Source organism: Micromonospora sp. NPDC049282, assembly GCF_043197045.1.
Lineage (GTDB): Bacteria > Actinomycetota > Actinomycetes > Mycobacteriales > Micromonosporaceae > Micromonospora.
In genome coordinates, this window is record NZ_JBICSL010000001.1 from 111,571 (window position 1) to 127,223 (window position 15,653).

At 73.1% G+C, this 15,653-nt stretch carries 15 protein-coding genes; 6 read left to right on the forward strand and 9 right to left on the reverse strand.

Annotated elements, in window-relative coordinates:
• Nucleotides 1-21: 21 nt before the first annotated feature.
• A complete protein-coding gene (locus ACGFI2_RS00500) occupies nucleotides 22-1,386 on the reverse strand; it encodes a glutamine synthetase family protein (RefSeq protein WP_393508323.1) in 1,365 nt (454 codons plus the stop codon).
• An 87-nt stretch (nucleotides 1,387-1,473) separates the two neighbouring features.
• Here ACGFI2_RS00500 and ACGFI2_RS00505 point away from each other — a divergent pair, with 87 nt between their 5' ends.
• Nucleotides 1,474-2,652 carry a PQQ-dependent sugar dehydrogenase gene (locus ACGFI2_RS00505; protein WP_393508325.1) on the forward strand — a complete coding sequence of 393 codons (1,179 nt, stop codon included), beginning with the start codon at nucleotides 1,474-1,476 and terminating at the stop codon, nucleotides 2,650-2,652.
• A gap of 32 nt (nucleotides 2,653-2,684) precedes the next feature.
• On the opposite strand, the gene ACGFI2_RS00510 is transcribed toward ACGFI2_RS00505, so the two are convergent.
• Together ACGFI2_RS00510 and ACGFI2_RS00515 are read right to left on the reverse strand one after the other, a co-directional pair.
• Entirely contained in the window at nucleotides 2,685-2,903 is a 219-nt protein-coding gene (locus ACGFI2_RS00510) for a flavin reductase (RefSeq protein WP_393508328.1), read from the reverse strand.
• Nucleotides 2,904-2,932: 29 nt separating this feature from the next.
• A complete protein-coding gene (locus ACGFI2_RS00515; protein WP_393508331.1) occupies nucleotides 2,933-3,226 on the reverse strand; it encodes a hypothetical protein in 294 nt (97 codons plus the stop codon).
• Nucleotides 3,227-3,490: 264 nt separating this feature from the next.
• Between ACGFI2_RS00515 and ACGFI2_RS00520 the strand changes: the two genes are divergently transcribed.
• Nucleotides 3,491-4,291, forward strand: a complete 801-nt coding sequence (locus tag ACGFI2_RS00520; RefSeq protein ID WP_393508334.1) for a helix-turn-helix transcriptional regulator — start codon at nucleotides 3,491-3,493, stop codon at nucleotides 4,289-4,291.
• Nucleotides 4,282-4,476 (forward strand): DUF397 domain-containing protein, encoded by a 195-nt coding sequence (locus tag ACGFI2_RS00525; protein WP_393508337.1) that lies wholly within the window; start codon nucleotides 4,282-4,284, stop codon nucleotides 4,474-4,476. The genes ACGFI2_RS00520 and ACGFI2_RS00525 overlap by 10 nt, the downstream gene beginning before the upstream one ends.
• A gap of 151 nt (nucleotides 4,477-4,627) precedes the next feature.
• Here the strand turns inward: ACGFI2_RS00525 and ACGFI2_RS00530 are convergent, their stop codons facing one another.
• From ACGFI2_RS00530 to pcaF, 6 genes are all read right to left on the reverse strand, one after another.
• Nucleotides 4,628-6,193 (reverse strand): amino acid permease, encoded by a 1,566-nt coding sequence (locus ACGFI2_RS00530; protein ID WP_393508339.1) that lies wholly within the window; start codon nucleotides 6,191-6,193, stop codon nucleotides 4,628-4,630.
• Between the two features lie 261 nt (nucleotides 6,194-6,454).
• The gene (locus tag ACGFI2_RS00535) at nucleotides 6,455-7,414 is read right to left on the reverse strand and encodes a UbiA family prenyltransferase (RefSeq protein ID WP_393508342.1); all 960 of its coding nucleotides are present in this window, start codon (nucleotides 7,412-7,414) and stop codon (nucleotides 6,455-6,457) included.
• 118 nt (nucleotides 7,415-7,532) lie between these two features.
• Nucleotides 7,533-8,033, reverse strand: a complete 501-nt coding sequence (locus tag ACGFI2_RS00540) for a DUF456 domain-containing protein (protein WP_393508344.1) — start codon at nucleotides 8,031-8,033, stop codon at nucleotides 7,533-7,535.
• Nucleotides 8,034-8,124: 91 nt separating this feature from the next.
• Nucleotides 8,125-10,275 carry a putative bifunctional diguanylate cyclase/phosphodiesterase gene (locus ACGFI2_RS00545; RefSeq protein WP_393508347.1) on the reverse strand — a complete coding sequence of 717 codons (2,151 nt, stop codon included), beginning with the start codon at nucleotides 10,273-10,275 and terminating at the stop codon, nucleotides 8,125-8,127.
• 6 nt (nucleotides 10,276-10,281) lie between these two features.
• A complete protein-coding gene (locus ACGFI2_RS00550; RefSeq protein ID WP_393508350.1) occupies nucleotides 10,282-11,100 on the reverse strand; it encodes an SAM-dependent methyltransferase in 819 nt (272 codons plus the stop codon).
• Between the two features lie 116 nt (nucleotides 11,101-11,216).
• Nucleotides 11,217-12,422 (reverse strand): 3-oxoadipyl-CoA thiolase, encoded by a 1,206-nt coding sequence (gene pcaF, locus ACGFI2_RS00555; RefSeq protein ID WP_393508353.1) that lies wholly within the window; start codon nucleotides 12,420-12,422, stop codon nucleotides 11,217-11,219.
• Nucleotides 12,423-12,531: 109 nt separating this feature from the next.
• Here pcaF and ACGFI2_RS00560 point away from each other — a divergent pair, with 109 nt between their 5' ends.
• From ACGFI2_RS00560 to ACGFI2_RS00570, 3 genes are all read left to right on the forward strand, one after another.
• The gene (locus ACGFI2_RS00560) at nucleotides 12,532-13,497 is read left to right on the forward strand and encodes a glutathione S-transferase family protein (RefSeq protein WP_393508356.1); all 966 of its coding nucleotides are present in this window, start codon (nucleotides 12,532-12,534) and stop codon (nucleotides 13,495-13,497) included.
• Nucleotides 13,490-14,107 carry a DUF998 domain-containing protein gene (locus ACGFI2_RS00565; protein WP_393508359.1) on the forward strand — a complete coding sequence of 206 codons (618 nt, stop codon included), beginning with the start codon at nucleotides 13,490-13,492 and terminating at the stop codon, nucleotides 14,105-14,107. The genes ACGFI2_RS00560 and ACGFI2_RS00565 overlap by 8 nt, the downstream gene beginning before the upstream one ends.
• Before the next feature lie 199 nt (nucleotides 14,108-14,306).
• On the forward strand, nucleotides 14,307-15,596 hold the full coding sequence (locus ACGFI2_RS00570; RefSeq protein WP_393510020.1) for a dicarboxylate/amino acid:cation symporter: 1,290 nt from the start codon (nucleotides 14,307-14,309) through the stop codon (nucleotides 15,594-15,596).
• Nucleotides 15,597-15,653: the final 57 nt, after the last annotated feature.

Below are 15,653 nucleotides of genomic sequence, written 5' to 3' on the forward strand. Positions count from 1 at the left end.
ATCGTGGAGGGCCGGGCGGGGTCAGAGGCGTTCGAAGCCACGGATCAGCTCCCAGTCCGTGACGGCGGCGTCGAAGGCGGCCAGCTCGACCTTCGCGTAGTTGGTGTAGTGGGCCACCACCTCGTCGCCGAACGCCTCGGGGGCGACCGCCGAGCCCTGCCACAGGTCGAGGGCGTGGCGCAGGGTGCCGGGGACACGCTCGGCGGCCGGGTCGTCGTAGGCGTTGCCCGTGCACTCCGCCGGCAGCTCCAGCTCGTGCTCGATGCCGTGCACCGCGCCGGCCACCAGCGCGGCGATCGCCAGGTACGGGTTGACGTCGGCGCCCGGGACCCGGTTCTCCACCCGCATCCCCTGCCCGTGCCCGACCAGCCGCAGCGCGCAGGTGCGGTTGTCGGTGCCCCAGCGCAACGCGGTCGGGGCGAACGAGCCGGGCTGGTAGCGCTTGTAGGAGTTGATGTTCGGCGCGAAGAGGAGGCTGAACTCGCGCATCGTGGCGAGCAGCCCGGCCAGCACCCGCTGCCCGGTCACGCTCAGGTGCGCCGGCCCGTCGCCCAGCATCGCCGACGAGCCGGAGGCGTCGCGCAGCGAGAAGTGGATGTGGCAGGAGTTGCCCTCCCGCTCGTTGGGCTTGGCCATGAACGTGATCGACATGCCCTCCTGGGCGGCGATCTCCTTCGCCCCGTTCTTGTAGATGACGTGGTGGTCGGCGCAGGCCACCGCCTCGTCGTACCGGAAGGCGATCTCGTGCTGGCCGAGGTTGCACTCGCCCTTCGCGCTCTCCGGGGTCAGCCCGGCCCCGGCCATCTCGGTGCGGATGCGGCGCAGCAGCGGCTCCACCCGGGCGGTGCCGAGCAGCGAGTAGTCGACGTTGTACTGGTTGGCCGGGGTCAGCTCGCGGTAGCCGCGCCGCCACGCCTCCTCGTACGAGTCGCGGTAGAGCACGAACTCCAGCTCGGTGCCGGCGTACGCGGTCAGCCCGTGCGCGGCCAGCCGGTCGAGCTGCCGGCGCAGGATCTGCCGGGGTGACGCGACCACCGGGCCGGAGCCGTCCAGCCACTCCAGGTCGGCCAGCACCATCGCGGAGCCGGGCTGCCACGGCGTCCGGCGCAGCGTGTCCAGGTCGGGGCGCATGGCGAAGTCGCCGTAGCCGCGTTCCCAGCTCGACATCGCGTACCCGTCGACGGTGTTCATGTCCACGTCCACGGCGAGCAGGTAGTTGCAGCCCTCGCTGCCGTTCTCCACCACCTGGTCGAGGAAGAACGGCGCGTGGATCCGCTTGCCCTGGAGGCGGCCCTGCATGTCGGTGAGGGCGAGCACCACCGTGTCGATCCCGCCCTCGGCGACGGCGACCCGCAACTGCTCCAGGGAGAACGGCGTTCTACTCATCAGGGGCCTCCACCACCAAGGTCTACTGGCAAACCGGATCACCGTCAATGCCCCGGCGGGACCGGGGGCGAAACGCCAGGAGGGCACATGCGTCGTCGGATCGTCGCGGCCGTCGCCGCCGTCCTCGCGGTCGGGCTGGGCGCCACCGACGCCCGCGCCGACCGGCAGCCCGTCGGTGGCCCAACCCGACCGGCCGCCGCTCCCGCCCCGCAGCCGGACCTGGTCGACCTGCGCCCGGCCGGCTTCGAACGGCACGTCGACCGGCGGCCGGCGGCCGGCTACGACCTGACGAAGCCGCGGGTAATCGCCGCCGGGCTGGCGGTGCCCTGGGGGCTGGCCTTCCTGCCCGACGGCAGCGCCCTGGTCGCCCAGCGGGACCTGGGCGCCATCGTCCGGGTGCGCCCGGGCCGACCGCCCCGACAGGTGGCCCGCCTCGCCGACGTGGTCGCCGGCGGCGAGGCCGGCCTGCTCGGGCTCGCCGTCTCCCCCACCTACGCGCGCGACGGGTGGGTCTACGCCGCCTACACCACCGCCGCCGACATCCGGATGGTCCGGTTCCGGCTGGCCGCGACGCCGGTCCCGCAGGTGCTGGTCAGCGGCATCCCCCGGGCCACCTTCCACGACGGCGGGCGGATCGCGTTCGGCCCCGACGGGATGCTCTACGCCGGCGTCGGCGACGCCGGGGTGCCCGCCCGCGCCCAGGACCTGACCAGCCGCAACGGCAAGATCCTGCGGATCCGCCCGGACGGCCGGGTGCCGGCGGACAATCCGTTCCCCGGCTCACCGGTCTACAGCTACGGCCACCGCAACGTGCAGGGGCTCGCCTGGGACCGGCACGGCCGGCTGTTCGCCACCGAGTTCGGGCAGAGCACCTGGGACGAGGTGAACCGGATCGTGCCGGGCGGCAACTACGGCTGGCCGGTCGTGGAGGGCGTCGCCGGCGACCCCCGGTTCCGGGACCCGGTGGTCGTCTGGCCGCCCGCCCAGGCCTCACCGAGCGGCGCCGCGTTCGCCCGGGGCACGCTCTACGTGGCCGCGCTGCGCGGCACCCGGCTCTGGACGGTGCCGGTCGACGCCGCCGGCGAGGTCGGCGTACCGGTGGCGGAGCTGGTCGGGACGTACGGCCGCCTGCGTACCGTCGCGGTCGCCCCCGACGGCGCGCTCTGGGTGACCACCAGCAACCGCGAGCCGCGCGGCGTCCCGCCGGCGGCCGACGACGACCGCGTCCTCCGCTTCCCGCTCACCCACCGCCAACCCACACCCTGACCCCAGGGGTACGCGGACAGCCGCCGACGGCGTCAACCACGCACCCGCGCCCAGGCCAGGAAGCGGTGGTGCAGGTCCGGCGGGTGGTCCGGATTCGACCGGGCGAGTTGTTCCCCCGCCTCGGCCATCAGCGCGCCCAGGTAGAGCAGCAGCCCGACCCGGTCACCCCGGTACTCGACGAGCAGCGACAGCCGCGCCGGCTGGCAGGGCCACTCTGCGCCGCAGTTGCGGCACCGCCACAGCGGACGCATGGGCGCGTGCGGAACGCGCCGGCGACCGGTCACCGCAGTCGGCGGGCGATCGCCCGCGCCTCGTCGTCGGTGAGCGGCAGGAACCAGAGGAACCTCCGGACGATCTCGGGCGGCTCCGGTCCCTCCGCCCGGCCCCGCAGGTCCCGGATCGCGCCGCGCAGCAGGAAGGCCATGACCGGGATGAGTGCCGCCGGTTCGAGCTGGTGCCGGGGGATGTCGCGCAGGGCGGGGCAGGGCCAGGGCTCGCCGCAGCGTTCACAGTCCCACGTCGGGTGGCAGCCGAGGTGTCCGGTGACGGCGAGCACGCCGCCGAGGCCGGTCACCGGAGGTCCCCTTCCGTCCGCCACTCCTGCACCTCGGCCTCCTCGTCGTTGGTGGAAGGGGCCGCCCGGTACTCGTCGGGACCGGGCGGCCCCGGGCTGGAACCCGCCCACGCTCGACAGCGGCGAGCGGATCCGCACACGTGACAGTCTGCTGAGGACGCAGTTACGGTCGGAAGGCATCGAGCCGGGTGTCGGCGCACCTGTCAGAGCGGGGCCCGGCCAGCGAACGTCGAGCGAAGTTCGGGTCAGATCTGTGGAGGAGTTGTGGGAGAGCCGACAGCGGAGTTGATCCGCGCACAGATCCGCCGACTGCGGAACGCGGCCGGACTGAACCAGGAAGAGTTCGGTCGGTTGGTGCACTACTCCGCCTCAATGGTCTCGGCCGTCGAGACCGGCGGCCGTCCCTACGACCGCCTCTTCCTGGCGCGTGCCGACGAGGTTCTGAACTCCGGCGGGCTGCTGATCGCCCTGCTCAAGATGGCCGAGCGCGACGGTCTGCCGTCGTGGCTCAGACCGTGGCTCGACGCGGAGCGCAGCGCCCGACAGCTCCGGTGCTTCCATCCGACGCTCATCCCGGCCCTGCTCCAGACCGAGAACTACGCCAGGGCGGTGATCCGCTGCGACGGTCTGCTCACCGATACCGAGGTGGAGCGCCGGGTGACGGCCCGGATGGATCGCCAGGACGTGCTGCGGCAGGAGAACCCGCCGCAGCTCGTGGTCGTGTTCGACGAAGGCGTGCTACACCGGCGCGATGAGAGCTTCCGGGGCCTGCTGTCGCAGCAGATCGAGCATCTGGTGGCGTGTGCGGAGCGTCCCCACGTCAGCGTCCACGTGCTTCCACTGCATGTCGGTTTGCACATCGGCATGTCCGGTCCGTTCACCCTGGCACGAGGCGAGGAGGGCGGCTGGGTCGCCAGCATGGAATGTCAGCTCACCACGAGCGTGATCGACGGCGATGCCGACGTGGCTACTCTTCTGTCGAGGTGGGAGATGATCCGGAGCGAGGCATTGTCCCGCCGGCAGTCGCTCGAACTTTTGAAAGAGGTAGTGACGTCATGGACCTGAGCGACGCGACCTGGCGTAAGGCGACCCGCAGCGGCAACACCGACTGCGTGGAGGTCGCCGACAACCTGCCGGGCCTGGTGCTGATCCGCGACACCAAGGACCGCGACGGCGGCACCCTCCACGTCACCCCCGCGTCGTGGCGCTCATTCCTCACCCTGGCCAAGCAGTTCGGCCCGGTCACCTGATCCACTCCTCCGCGTCGGTGGAACGCCATGGGTGTCTCGGGGCTGTTTTGACACCCATGGTGTTCCACTGACCGCCGTGCAGCCCGTCGGGTGGAACGCCATGGGTGTCTCGCGCGCGTGTTGACGCCCGTGGTGTTCCAGCTGGGCGGGGTCAGGAGGGGGGTGGGGTGGAGGTGGGGTCCTCGACGGTGCGACGGGGGCCGGTGAACCACGTGCGGGCCGAGGCGTACCACCAGATCGCGACGCCGAGCAGCACGCCGCCGATCGCCAGCGGCGCGTAGTTCACCGCGGTCCAACTGAAGTCGGGGTTACCCGGCACGCCGGCCGGGACGATCGGCAGCACGAAGTAGACCGAGATGATCGCGATCTCCACCACCGCGATCCAGCCGAGCAGCCGGTAGCGCCGGCCGAGCGTCCACGGCCCCGGCACGAACCGGTCCCCCATCCGCAGCCGCAGGAAGATCGGGATGATGAACGACAGGTAGAGCCCGATCACCGCCACCGACACCACCGCGTAGAACGCGACCGGGATGCCGCCGCGCTGGTAGAGCGCGGGCAGGGTGAGCGCCAGCCCGGCCAGCGTGGCGCCGATGATGGCGTTGACCGGCGTGCCGTTGCGGTTGACCTTGGACCAGAGCCGCCAGCCGGGGACCGCCCGGTCCCGGCTGAACGCGTACGCCATCCGCGACATCGAGGTCACGCAGCTCATCCCGCAGAAGAACTGCCCGATGGTGGAGATGATGATGACGGCCTTGAAGAAGAACGGGGTCAGCGCGGTCTCGAAGATCGCCCCGGAGAAACCGCCGGCTTCGTTGATCGCGTCCACGTCGGTGGCGGCGAACAGGAACGCGAGCAGCAGGATCCAGCCGCCCACGGCGGAATAGAAGATCGACCGCCACAGCCCCTGCGCGGCGGCCTTGGACGCGCCCCGGGTCTCCTCCGAGACGTGCGCGCACGCGTCGAAGCCGGTGATCGTGTATTGCGTGAGCAGGAAGCCCAGCGGCAGCACGTAGAACCAGAACGTCAGCCCCCCGGTGTCGCCGTCGCCGAAGCCGGAGTTGTTGAACCGCTCGGTGAACACGAACCGGAAGCTCTGGTGGTCGTCCGGGACCAGGACCAGGATCAGCACCACCGCGGCCGCGCCGGCCACGTGCCACCAGACCGAGACGTTCTGGAGTACGTCGATGATCTGGTGCCCGTAGATGTTGATCAGGCCGTGCAGCGCGAGGATCACCACGAACAGCCCGAACGTCTGGTGTCCGGTGCCGGCCCAGCCGTCGAAGAGCGCCGACAGCGTCAGGTTGAGGAACGTGGCGCAGCCGTAGTCGACCGAGGCGGTCACCGCGACCAGCCCGATCAGGTTGAGCCACCCGGTGAACCAGCCGTGCACCGGCCGGCCCATCGTCGCCGCCCACCAGTAGATGCCGCCCGCCGTCGGGTACGCGGACACCAGCTCGGCCAGGCAGAACCCGATGATCAGGATGAACATCGAGATCAGCGGCCAACCCCAGGACACGGCCACCGGGCCGCCGTTGTTCCACGCCTGGCCGAACGTGGTGAAGCAGCCGGCCAGGATCGAGATGATCGAGAAGGAGATGGCGAAGTTGGAGAAGCCGCTCCACTTGCGGCGCAACTCCTGTTTGTAGCCGAGTTCGGCGAGTCGTCGGGCGTCGTCGTCCATCGGCTGCTCGGCGGTCGGCGCGGGCGTCGTGGCCACTGCACACCTCCTCGAGGCGAAATCCCCGTACGAGTGCTCGCAGTGTGCCCCCGTCGATCAAGGCGGTCAATATGCGGCCCGATTAATTGCGTTGTCCCACCGGCCCGCCGGGGGCATGCTTGGAGCTGTGACCAGGCCCGACCCGACGGGCCGGCGCCGGGCGCTCGGCAACGCCCGGTCCGCGGCGGCGCGCGGCGTCCACCTCTCTCTCACTGAAGTACGGCGTTCCGCCGTACCCCAGGACGCCCGCGCCGCCGCACCTCACGCCGGGCCGGCGGCGATCCACGAGGTCAGGAAGTCCGCCGCCGGCACCGCGAAGAGCAGGCAGACCACGGCCAGCCGGGCAATGGACGGCCGGCGCACCGCGAGGGCGTAGCCCGCGATCAGCACCGGCGCCCAGAGGTCCTGCACGGTCCACGAGTCCCGCCGCACCAGCACGCCCAGGTGGCAGACGGCCAGCCAGACCCCGGTCGCGGCCACCCAGAGGGTCAGGCCGGCCCGCCGGCACCGGCGCGTACCCCAGCGCACCGCGGCCGTGGTGTCCCCGGCCGAGATGTCCGCGTCGGCGTCCAGCACGGTCGTCGGCAGGTAGAGCGCGGCCACCAGCAGCGGGCCCAGCACCGCGACGAGCACCGGGTAGCCGGACAACGGCCGGTGCAGCGACCAGCCGGCCAGCGGCGCGAGCACCCCGACAGCCAGCGCGTTGGCGGCGACGTCCAGGCCGGGCCGGCTCTTGAGGCGTACCGGTGGGGCGCTGTAGATCCACCCGAGCAGCAGCACCACGGCCGTGCCCGGCGCGAACGCCGGCCCGATCCCGGTGACCGCCAGCGCGAGCGCCGCCACCGTGGCGCCGACGTGGCAGCGGACCAGGTCAATCTCGGTGAGCAGGCCGGTGACCAGCGGCGCGCTCGCCTTGCGCGGATTGCGCCGGTCGCTGGGCAGGTCGTGCCGGTCGTTGACCGCGAGCACGGCCGCCCACACCAGCGGTCCGAGCACGACCAGCGCGGCCAGCGACCGCGGTAGCGCCGCCGGCGGCGGCAGCCAACTGCGGGTCGCGAGCACCGACCCGGCGTACGCGGCGGCCCAGCCGAGCGGCCAGAACCAGGGGCGGGTCAGGCGCAGCAGCGCCCAGGCCCGGGCCGCCCGCCGGTGGGCGGCGGACCGGTGCAGCGCCCTGTCCTGGGCCGTTCGTCGCGGGGCGGCCGGGCGTAGGAGGACCATTAAACCGACGCTAGAGACGGTGCCGGCCGGCGACCTCACGCCCACGGGTCAACCGTCTCCCCCAGGACGGGGAGCTCCGGCCTACGCCGGCCGGCGCCGAGTCGCCGCAGGCGCCCGCTCAGGCGAACAGCAGGCCCGCCACCCAGAGCGCGGCGATCACCGCGCCGGCCATGAACTCGACCAGCATGGACAGCCCGGCGGCCTTGAGCGCCTGCACGGTGGCCGGCCAGGCCAGCCGGTTGCTGCCCAGCCGCAGCAGCTCCGCGCCCCAGATCCCGGCGACGAAGCCGATCGGCAGCCCGACCACCGGGATCACGAAGAACCCGATCACGCCGAGCAGCGCGCCGGCCAGCAGCGATCTGGTCGGCACACCGGTCCGTTTCAGGTTCCGCCCAGGCCAGAGGTACTTGACCACGGTGCCGCCGGCGGCGACCACGGTGGCGGCGGCGAGCACCGCCCAGCGGCCCGCGCCGGCGTCGCCGAACAGGGCCCACACCAGCACCCCGCCCCAGCACAGCGGCAGCGCCGGCAGGCCGGGCACCACCACGCCGGCCAGCCCGGCCAGGATGGCGAGCGCGGCGACCACCGACACCACCGCCTGCGAATCGCTCAGACTCACGTGTTCTCTCTCTTCTCTGCGGGTGCTACGCAACCGGGGTGTTAAGCGGGGGGCCCTTCCTCTACCGGAGGCGTCAACAGGGTGCCCTTCCTTACCCCGCGAGGCGGGCGCGGATGGCGGCGGCGGGCATCGGGGGGCCGAACCAGCGACCCTGGCCGGTGTCGCACCGCAGCGCGCGCAGCCGTTCGGCCTGTACCTCGGTCTCCACCGCCTCTGCCGTCACCGACAGCTCCAGCGCGTGCGCCAGCCGGACCAGGGCGTCCACGATCCGCTCGTCGCGGTGGTCGGCGACCGCGTCCGCGCCGTCGCCCCGGATCCCCTCCACGAACGGGCCGGCCAGCTTCACGCAGTGGATCGGCAGCCGGCGCAGGTACGCCAGGTTCGAGTAGCCGGTGCCGAAGTCGTCGATGGCCAGCCGCAGCCCGAGGTCGGCGAGCTGGTGCAGGGCCCGTAGCGGCTCGCCCGCGCTGCCCATCACCGCGCTCTCGGTCAGCTCCAGCTGGAGCAGCTCGGCGGGGAGGCCGGTGTGCTGCAACGCCTCGGCCACGGTCTCCACGATCGCCGGGTCGTCGGCCTGCCGGGCGGCCAGGTTCACGCTGACCACCGGCGTGGTGTCCGGATAGGCCCGCCGCCACGACTCGGTGTCCCGGCACGCCTGGCGCAGCACCCAGGCGCCGAGCCGGACGATCAGGCCGGTCTCCTCGGCCAGGCCGATGAACCGGTCCGGCCCCAGCAGGCCCAGCTCCGGGTGCTGCCAGCGGACCAGCGCCTCGACCGTCACCATGGTGCCGTCCAGCAGCGAGACGATCGGCTGGTAGTGCAGCACGAACTCGCCCCGGTCCAGCGCGGCGGGCAGGTTGGCGGCGAGCGCCGACCGGGCGATGTCGGCGGCGCTGCGCTCCGGGTCGTACACCGCCCAGCGGCCCCGCCCCTCCGCCTTCGCCCAGTAGAGCGTGGTGTCGGCGGCCTTCATCAGCTCACCGACGCTGGTCTCCGCCGCCGGGCAGTCCACGATGCCGATGCTGGCCGAGACGGCGAGCTGCTGGTCGGCGACCTGCACCGGGGCGGAGACCGCGGCCAAGGCCAGCTCGGCCACCTCCACCGCGTCGTCCAGGCCGCCGCCGGAGTCGACCAGGATGACGAACTCGTCGCCGCCCATCCGGGCCACCACGTGCCCACGCCCGGACACGCAGTCGCTCAGCCGGCGGGCGATCACCTGGAGCAGCCGGTCGCCCAGGTCGTGGCCGAGGCTGTCGTTCACCGCCTTGAACCCGTCCAGGTCGATGAAGCACAGCCCGACCCGCTGCTCCGGGCCGGCGGCGTCGAAGACGTCGCTGAGCTCCTCGAAGAACAGCGTCCGGTTCGGCAGGCCGGTCAGCGGGTCGTGCAGCGCCTGGAAGCGCAGCCGCTGCTGCAACTCGTGCCGCTCGGTGATGTCCTCGATCATGGCGACGGTGAACCGGGGCCGGCCGTCGTCGTACCGGATCAACGAGACGGCCAGGTCGGTCCAGACGACGCTGCCGTCCTTGCGGTTGTAGCGCTTCTCCACCCGGGCGCTGTCCCGCTTGCCCTCGATCAGCTCCTGGTAGACCTCCCACATGCCGGCCGCGTCGTCGGCGTGGGCCAGCGCCGACACGTTCATCTGCCGCATCTCGGCGACGGTGTAGCCGAGCATGTCCGCGAAGGACTGGTTGACCTCGATGATCTGCCCGTCCACCCCGGCGATGCCGATGCCGATGGCGGCGCCGGTGAAGACCGCCCGGAAGCGGGCCTCGCTGTCCCGCAACGCCTGCTCGACCGTGTCGCGGGCCTGCCAGGCGGAACGGGCGATCCGCTCCTGCTGGCTGAACACCCGGTCGCGCAACGCCCGGGTGAACCCGGCGGCGAACGCGCCCTGCAACAGGGCGATCCGTTCCCGCAGCTCGGGTCCCTCCGGCCGGGCCGGCAGCACCCAGGGCAGGAACCGGTCGCCGAGCGCCTGCACCGACCAGTCGAGCACACCGGGCTCGGTGAGGTGCGCCTCCACCAGGGCACGCCCCACCTCCTCCGCGGGCCGGGCGGAGAAGGTGGGCGCCAGCATGGCCCGGGCCAGCCGCTCGGTGAGCGGCACCAGCAGGCGCTCGGTCTCGGCCGCGCTCATCGGCACGAACCCGATCCGCCGCACCGCCCGGGCCCACTCGGCGGCGTACGCCACCGCGCCGGGCCGGCTGAGGTCACCCCCGTCGTGCTCCGGGGCGCGCACGTCGGCTCACCCGGCGGCGCGGTCGTACCGGGCGACGGCGCCGAACGCCCCGAAGCGTTCCGGGTGCTCGTCCACGTCGGACGGCGAGTCGGGCCGCCACAGCGGCATGTGCACCACGCCCGGTTCGAGGATCGTCCAGTCGCCGAAGAAGCCGGTGATCTCGGCCCGCGAGCGGAGCGTGATCTCGGTGGCGGTACGCGCGGACAGCCGTTGCGCGTCCAGCATCTCCTGCGGCTGGTCCTCGAACGTGGAGTGCGAGACCACCAGGTAGCTGCCCGGGGCGGCGGCGGCGCGCAGGGTGGCCAGGATGTCGGCCGGCCGGTCGGCGTCCGGGATGAAGTGCACCACCCCGGCGAGCAGGATGCCCAGCGGCCGGTCGAAGTCGATCAGGCCGCTGGCCCGGGCCTGGTCCAGGATCAGCTTCGGCTCCCGCAGGTCGGCCAGGATCGCGGTGGCCCGGTCGTTGCCGGCCAGCAGCTCGTGGCTGTGCGCCACCGCGACCGGGTCGATGTCGACGTAGACGATCCGCGCCTGCGCGTTCGCGACCTGGGCGACCTCGTGCACGTTGCCGACGGTGGGAATGCCGGAGCCGATGTCGAGGAACTGGTCGATGCCGGCGTCGAGCAGCACCCGGACGGCCCGGCGCAGGAACTCCCGCCCGGAGCGCATGGTGGCCGCCAGGTTCGGTGTCATGGCCGCGATCTGCTCGGCGAGCTGCCGGTCGATCTCGAAGTTGTGCGCCCCACCGAGGAAGTAGTCGTAGACCCGGGCGGCGCTCGGCCGGGTCAGGTCGATCTCGGCGGGAAGTCCGTCCGGCGTCTGCATCGCTCGGTCTCCCAGGTCGTCACCCGCCACGAGGGGCGGATCATGTGGTCCAGCCCACTCTATGCGCGGACGGCCAGGTACGGGAGATCCACTTCTCGCGATGCGTCCGGCCGGTCTCAGCCGGCCGACTCCAGCAGCAGCGAGATGCCCTGCCCGACGCCGACGCACATGGTGGCGAGCGCCCGCCGGCCGCCCCGGCGGCGCAGCTCCAGCGCGGCGGTCAGCGCCAGCCGGGCGCCGCTGGCGCCGAGCGGGTGGCCCAACGCGATCGCCCCGCCGTTCGGGTTGACGTGCTCGGCGTCCTCCGGCAGGCCCAGCTCGCGCAGCACCGCCACGGACTGCGCGGCGAACGCCTCGTTCAGCTCCACCACGTCGACGTCGGCCAGCGCGAGGTCGTGGCGGTCGAGCAGCTTCCGGGTGGCCGGCACCGGCCCGATCCCCATGATCCGGGGCGGGACGCCTGCTGCCGCCGCGCCGCGTACCCGGGCCAGCGGGGTGAGGCCGTAGCGGTCGACGGCGGCCGCGGAGGCGACCAGCAGCGCCACCGCGCCGTCGTTGACGCCGGAGGAGTTGCCGGCGGTCACCGTGCCGCCGTCGCGGAACGGGGTGGGCAGCGCGGCCAGCTTCTCCAGCGACGTCTCGCGCGGGTGCTCGTCGACCTCGACCAGCTTCGTCTCCCGCCGGCCGGCCGGCACGGTCACCCCGACGATCTCCTCGGCCAGCCGGCCGTCGGCCTGTGCCTTGGCCGCCCGCTGCTGCGAGCGGTAGGCGTACTCGTCCTGCGCGGCGCGGCCGACGCCGAACTCGGCGGCCACGTTCTCCGCCGTCTCCGGCATCGAGTCGATGCCCCAGCCGCGCTTCATCAGCGGGTTCACCAGCCGCCAGCCGATGGTGGTGTCGTGGACCTCGGCGGTGCGGGCGAACGGCGTGGTCGCCTTCGGCATGACGAACGGCGCGCGGCTCATGCTCTCCACGCCGCCGGCCACCACCAGCTCGGCGTCGCCGGCCACGATGGCCCGGGCGGCGGAGGCGAGCGCGTCCAGGCCGGAGCCGCAGAGCCGGTTGACGGTGCTGCCCGGCACCTCCTCCGGCAGCCCGCCGAGCAGCGCGGCCATCCGGGCCACGTTGCGGTTGTCCTCGCCGGCCTGGTTGGCGCAGCCGAGGATGACGTCGTCGGTGCGGCCCCAGTCGACCGACGGGTGGCGTGCCACCAGCTCGCGGATGACGTGCGCGGCCAGGTCGTCGGGGCGGACCCCGGCGAGGGCGCCGGCGTACCGGCCGATCGGGGTACGGACTCCGGCAACGAGGTAGGCCACGGTCATCGCGCGCACGTCCTTCGAGGGGTGGAAGGGGTCGGTCGGCGGGCCGCCCGCCGGGTCACGGGGGCGCCCGCGCCAGGATATCCGCGCCCGGAGCGGATAGGTTGGCGGCATGGCCGGGGCCCAGTTCAGCACAGAGACCAGTGGCGGCGGCGCGTTCGTCCGCCAGCCCAACCGGTTCACCGGGCGGGTCACCCCGCACTCCACCTCCCCGACGGGCGGCGGGCCGGACGAGCAGGGGCGCTGGCCGCTGGAGGCGGGCCGCTACCGGCTGATCTGGTGCCGGGCCTGCCCGTGGGCGCACCGGGCCCGGATCGTGCGCGGCCTGCTCGGCCTGGACGAGGTGATCTCGCTGGGCACCGTGGACCCGATCCGGGACGAGCGGGGCTGGCGGTTCGCGCTCGACCCGGACGGCTTCGACCCGGTGCTGGGCGTCGGGTTCCTCTCCGAGGCGTACCTGGCCACCGACCCGGACTACACCGGCCGGGTCACCGTGCCGGCGCTTGTCGACACGCTGACCGGGCGGGTGGTCACCAACGACTACCCGCGGCTCACGCTCGACCTCTCCACCGAGTGGCGACGGTTCCACGCCCCGGACGCGCCGGACCTCTACCCGGTCGCGCTGCGCCCGGAGATGGACACGCTGATGGCGGAGGTCCACCGGGACGTCAACAACGGCGTCTACCGGTGCGGCTTCGCCACCTCCCAGGAGGCGTACGAGGAGGCGTACACCGCGCTCTTCGCCCGCCTCGACGCGCTCTCGGAGCGCCTCGCCGGGCGGCGTTACCTGATGGGGGACGCGATCACCGAGGCGGACGTGCGGCTGTTCACCACGCTTGTCCGCTTCGACGTGGCCTACCACGGGCACTTCAAGTGCAACCGGCAGAAGCTGACCGAGATGCCGGTGCTCTGGGCGTACGCCCGGGACCTGTTCCAGACCCCGGGCTTCGGCGAGACGGTGGACTTCGACCACATCAAGCGGCACTACTACGCCACCCACGAGATGATCAACCCGAGCCGGATCGTGCCGCTCGGTCCGGACCTCGCCGGCTGGACCACGCCGCACGGGCGTGGCTGACCGCACCGCGCGCCGGGTCGCCGCCGCCGGCGCGGCCGGCTGCGTGGTGGCCGGCGCGGTCGCGGTGACGGTCGCCGTCGTCGCCGGACCGGGCCCGGGGCCGACCGGGTACGTCAGCGAGGCCGGGGTCACCGACAGCGGGTACGCCGGGGCGTACCGGATCGGGGTGTTCGCGCTGGCGGCGGCGCTGCTGCTGCTCGCCGGGGCGCTGCCGGTGGCGGCGCGGGCGGCGTCCGTGCTGCTCGCCGCCGGGGCGGTCGCCACCGTGCTCTCCGGCACGGTGACCTGCAGCGCCGGCTGCCCGCTGCCGCCGTTCGAGGCCGCCACGGTGGCCGACCTGGTGCACGGCGGGGCCAGCATCGCGGCCACCGCCGCGGTGGTCCTCGCGATGCTGGCGCTGGTGTGCTCCCCCGCGGTGGGCCCGGCGTTGCGGCGGGTCGCCGCGGTCGGCGCGGCGCTGGCGCTGCCGATGGCCGGTGCGGTCGGGCTGGCCATGCTCCTGGTGGGCCGGGGCGCGCTGGTGGGGGTGCTGGAGCGGCTGCTGCTCACGGTGACGGCCGGGTGGGGGCTGGCCACCGCCGTGGTGCTGGTACGGAGGGCCGGGCTGTAAGGGGCCTCACGGGAAGCGGTCCTTCCGTCGAGGCGGGCACGGGAGTAGCGTGGGTCGGCGATGACCAATGTCTGGTGCCTCACCGAGCGCCTGTACGTCGACCTCCGACGGCAGGCCAGCGGCGTCTGTCCGGCGTAGCTCCGCCCCCGACGCCCACCCTCCCTCTCCAGACCTTGGACCCGCCCTCATGGCTTCCGCCCTGCGCAAGATTCCCTTTTCCGTGCAGATCCTGCTCGGCCTCGTACTCGGCGTGGCGCTCGGCTTCCTCGCCCGCGCCAACGACCTCGCCTGGCTGACCAGCACCCTCGACACCGTCGGCGGCCTCTTCGTCCAGCTGTTGAAGCTGGCCGTGCCGCCGCTGGTCTTCACCGCCATCGTGGTCAGCGTGGTCAGCCTGCGCGGCGTGGCCAACGCCGCCCGGCTGGCACTCAAGACGCTGCTCTGGTTCGGCATCACCGCGCTGATCGCGGTGTCCATCGGCATCGGCATCGGCCTGCTCACCGACCCCGGCCGGGGGGTGAACCTGGACCCGGCGGGCGCCACCGCGCCGAAGACCACCGGCTCCTGGATCGACTTCCTCACCGGCATCGTGCCCACCAACCCGGTCGGCGCGTTCGTCGAGGGCAACGTCCTGCAGATCGTCTTCCTCGCCCTGGTGGTGGGCGCCGCCGCGCTGCTGGTCGGCGAGCCCGCCGAGCCGTTCGTACAGCTCAACCGCTCGGTCCTGTCGATCGTGCAGAAGGCGCTGTGGTGGGTCATCCGGCTCGCCCCGATCGGCACCCTGGGCCTGATCGGCAACGCCGTCGCCTCGTACGGCTGGGACCTGCTGGCCCCGCTCGCCAAGTTCACCACCGCCGTCTACGTCGGCTGCGCCCTGGTGATGTTCGTGGTCTACCCGGTGCTGCTGGTCGCGGCCGGCCGGCTCAACCCGCTGCGCTTCTTCGCCGGCGCCTGGCCCGCCATCGAGCTGGCCTTCGTGTCCCGCTCCTCGGTGGGCACCATGCCGGTGACCCAGCGCTCGGTCGAGCGCCTCGGCGTCCCCCGCGAGTACGCCTCCTTCGCGGTGCCGTTCGGCGCCACCACGAAGATGGACGGCTGCGCCGCGATCTACCCGGCGCTCGCCGCGATCTTCGTGGCGCAGGTGTTCGGCGTGGACCTGGGCGTCACCGACTACCTGCTGATCGCGTTCGTCTCGGTGGTCGGCTCGGCCGCCACCGCCGGCCTGACCGGCGCGATCGTGATGCTCACGCTGACCCTGAGCACGCTGGGCCTGCCGCTGGCCGGCGCCGGCCTGCTGCTGGCGATCGACCCGATCCTGGACATGATGCGGACCGCCACCAACGTGACCGGGCAGGCCGTGGTGCCGACCATCGTGGCCGCCCGGGAGGGCACGCTCGACCGGGCCGCGTACGACTCGGCCGGCAAGCGCGACCTGATCGAGCCGGTCGAGCCGGCCGAGAACGAGCGGCTCGCTCCCGTACCCGCCTGACCACCTGACTCCGGGTGCGTCTCCGGTCGCCCCGGCGGCCGGAGACGCACCCGGATC

Excerpts from the sequence above, each read along its gene's own strand:
- ACGFI2_RS00500 (WP_393508323.1), bottom strand. The coding sequence starts at position 1,386 with ATGAGTAGAACGCCGTTCTCCCTGGAGCAGTTGCGGGTCGCCGTCGCC.
- ACGFI2_RS00505 (WP_393508325.1), top strand. The coding sequence starts at position 1,474 with ATGCGTCGTCGGATCGTCGCGGCCGTCGCCGCCGTCCTCGCGGTCGGG.
- ACGFI2_RS00510 (WP_393508328.1), bottom strand. The coding sequence starts at position 2,903 with ATGCGTCCGCTGTGGCGGTGCCGCAACTGCGGCGCAGAGTGGCCCTGC.
- ACGFI2_RS00525 (WP_393508337.1), top strand. The coding sequence starts at position 4,282 with ATGGACCTGAGCGACGCGACCTGGCGTAAGGCGACCCGCAGCGGCAAC.
- ACGFI2_RS00535 (WP_393508342.1), bottom strand. The coding sequence starts at position 7,414 with ATGGTCCTCCTACGCCCGGCCGCCCCGCGACGAACGGCCCAGGACAGG.
- ACGFI2_RS00550 (WP_393508350.1), bottom strand. The coding sequence starts at position 11,100 with ATGCAGACGCCGGACGGACTTCCCGCCGAGATCGACCTGACCCGGCCG.
- pcaF (WP_393508353.1), bottom strand. The coding sequence starts at position 12,422 with ATGACCGTGGCCTACCTCGTTGCCGGAGTCCGTACCCCGATCGGCCGG.
- ACGFI2_RS00560 (WP_393508356.1), top strand. The coding sequence starts at position 12,532 with ATGGCCGGGGCCCAGTTCAGCACAGAGACCAGTGGCGGCGGCGCGTTC.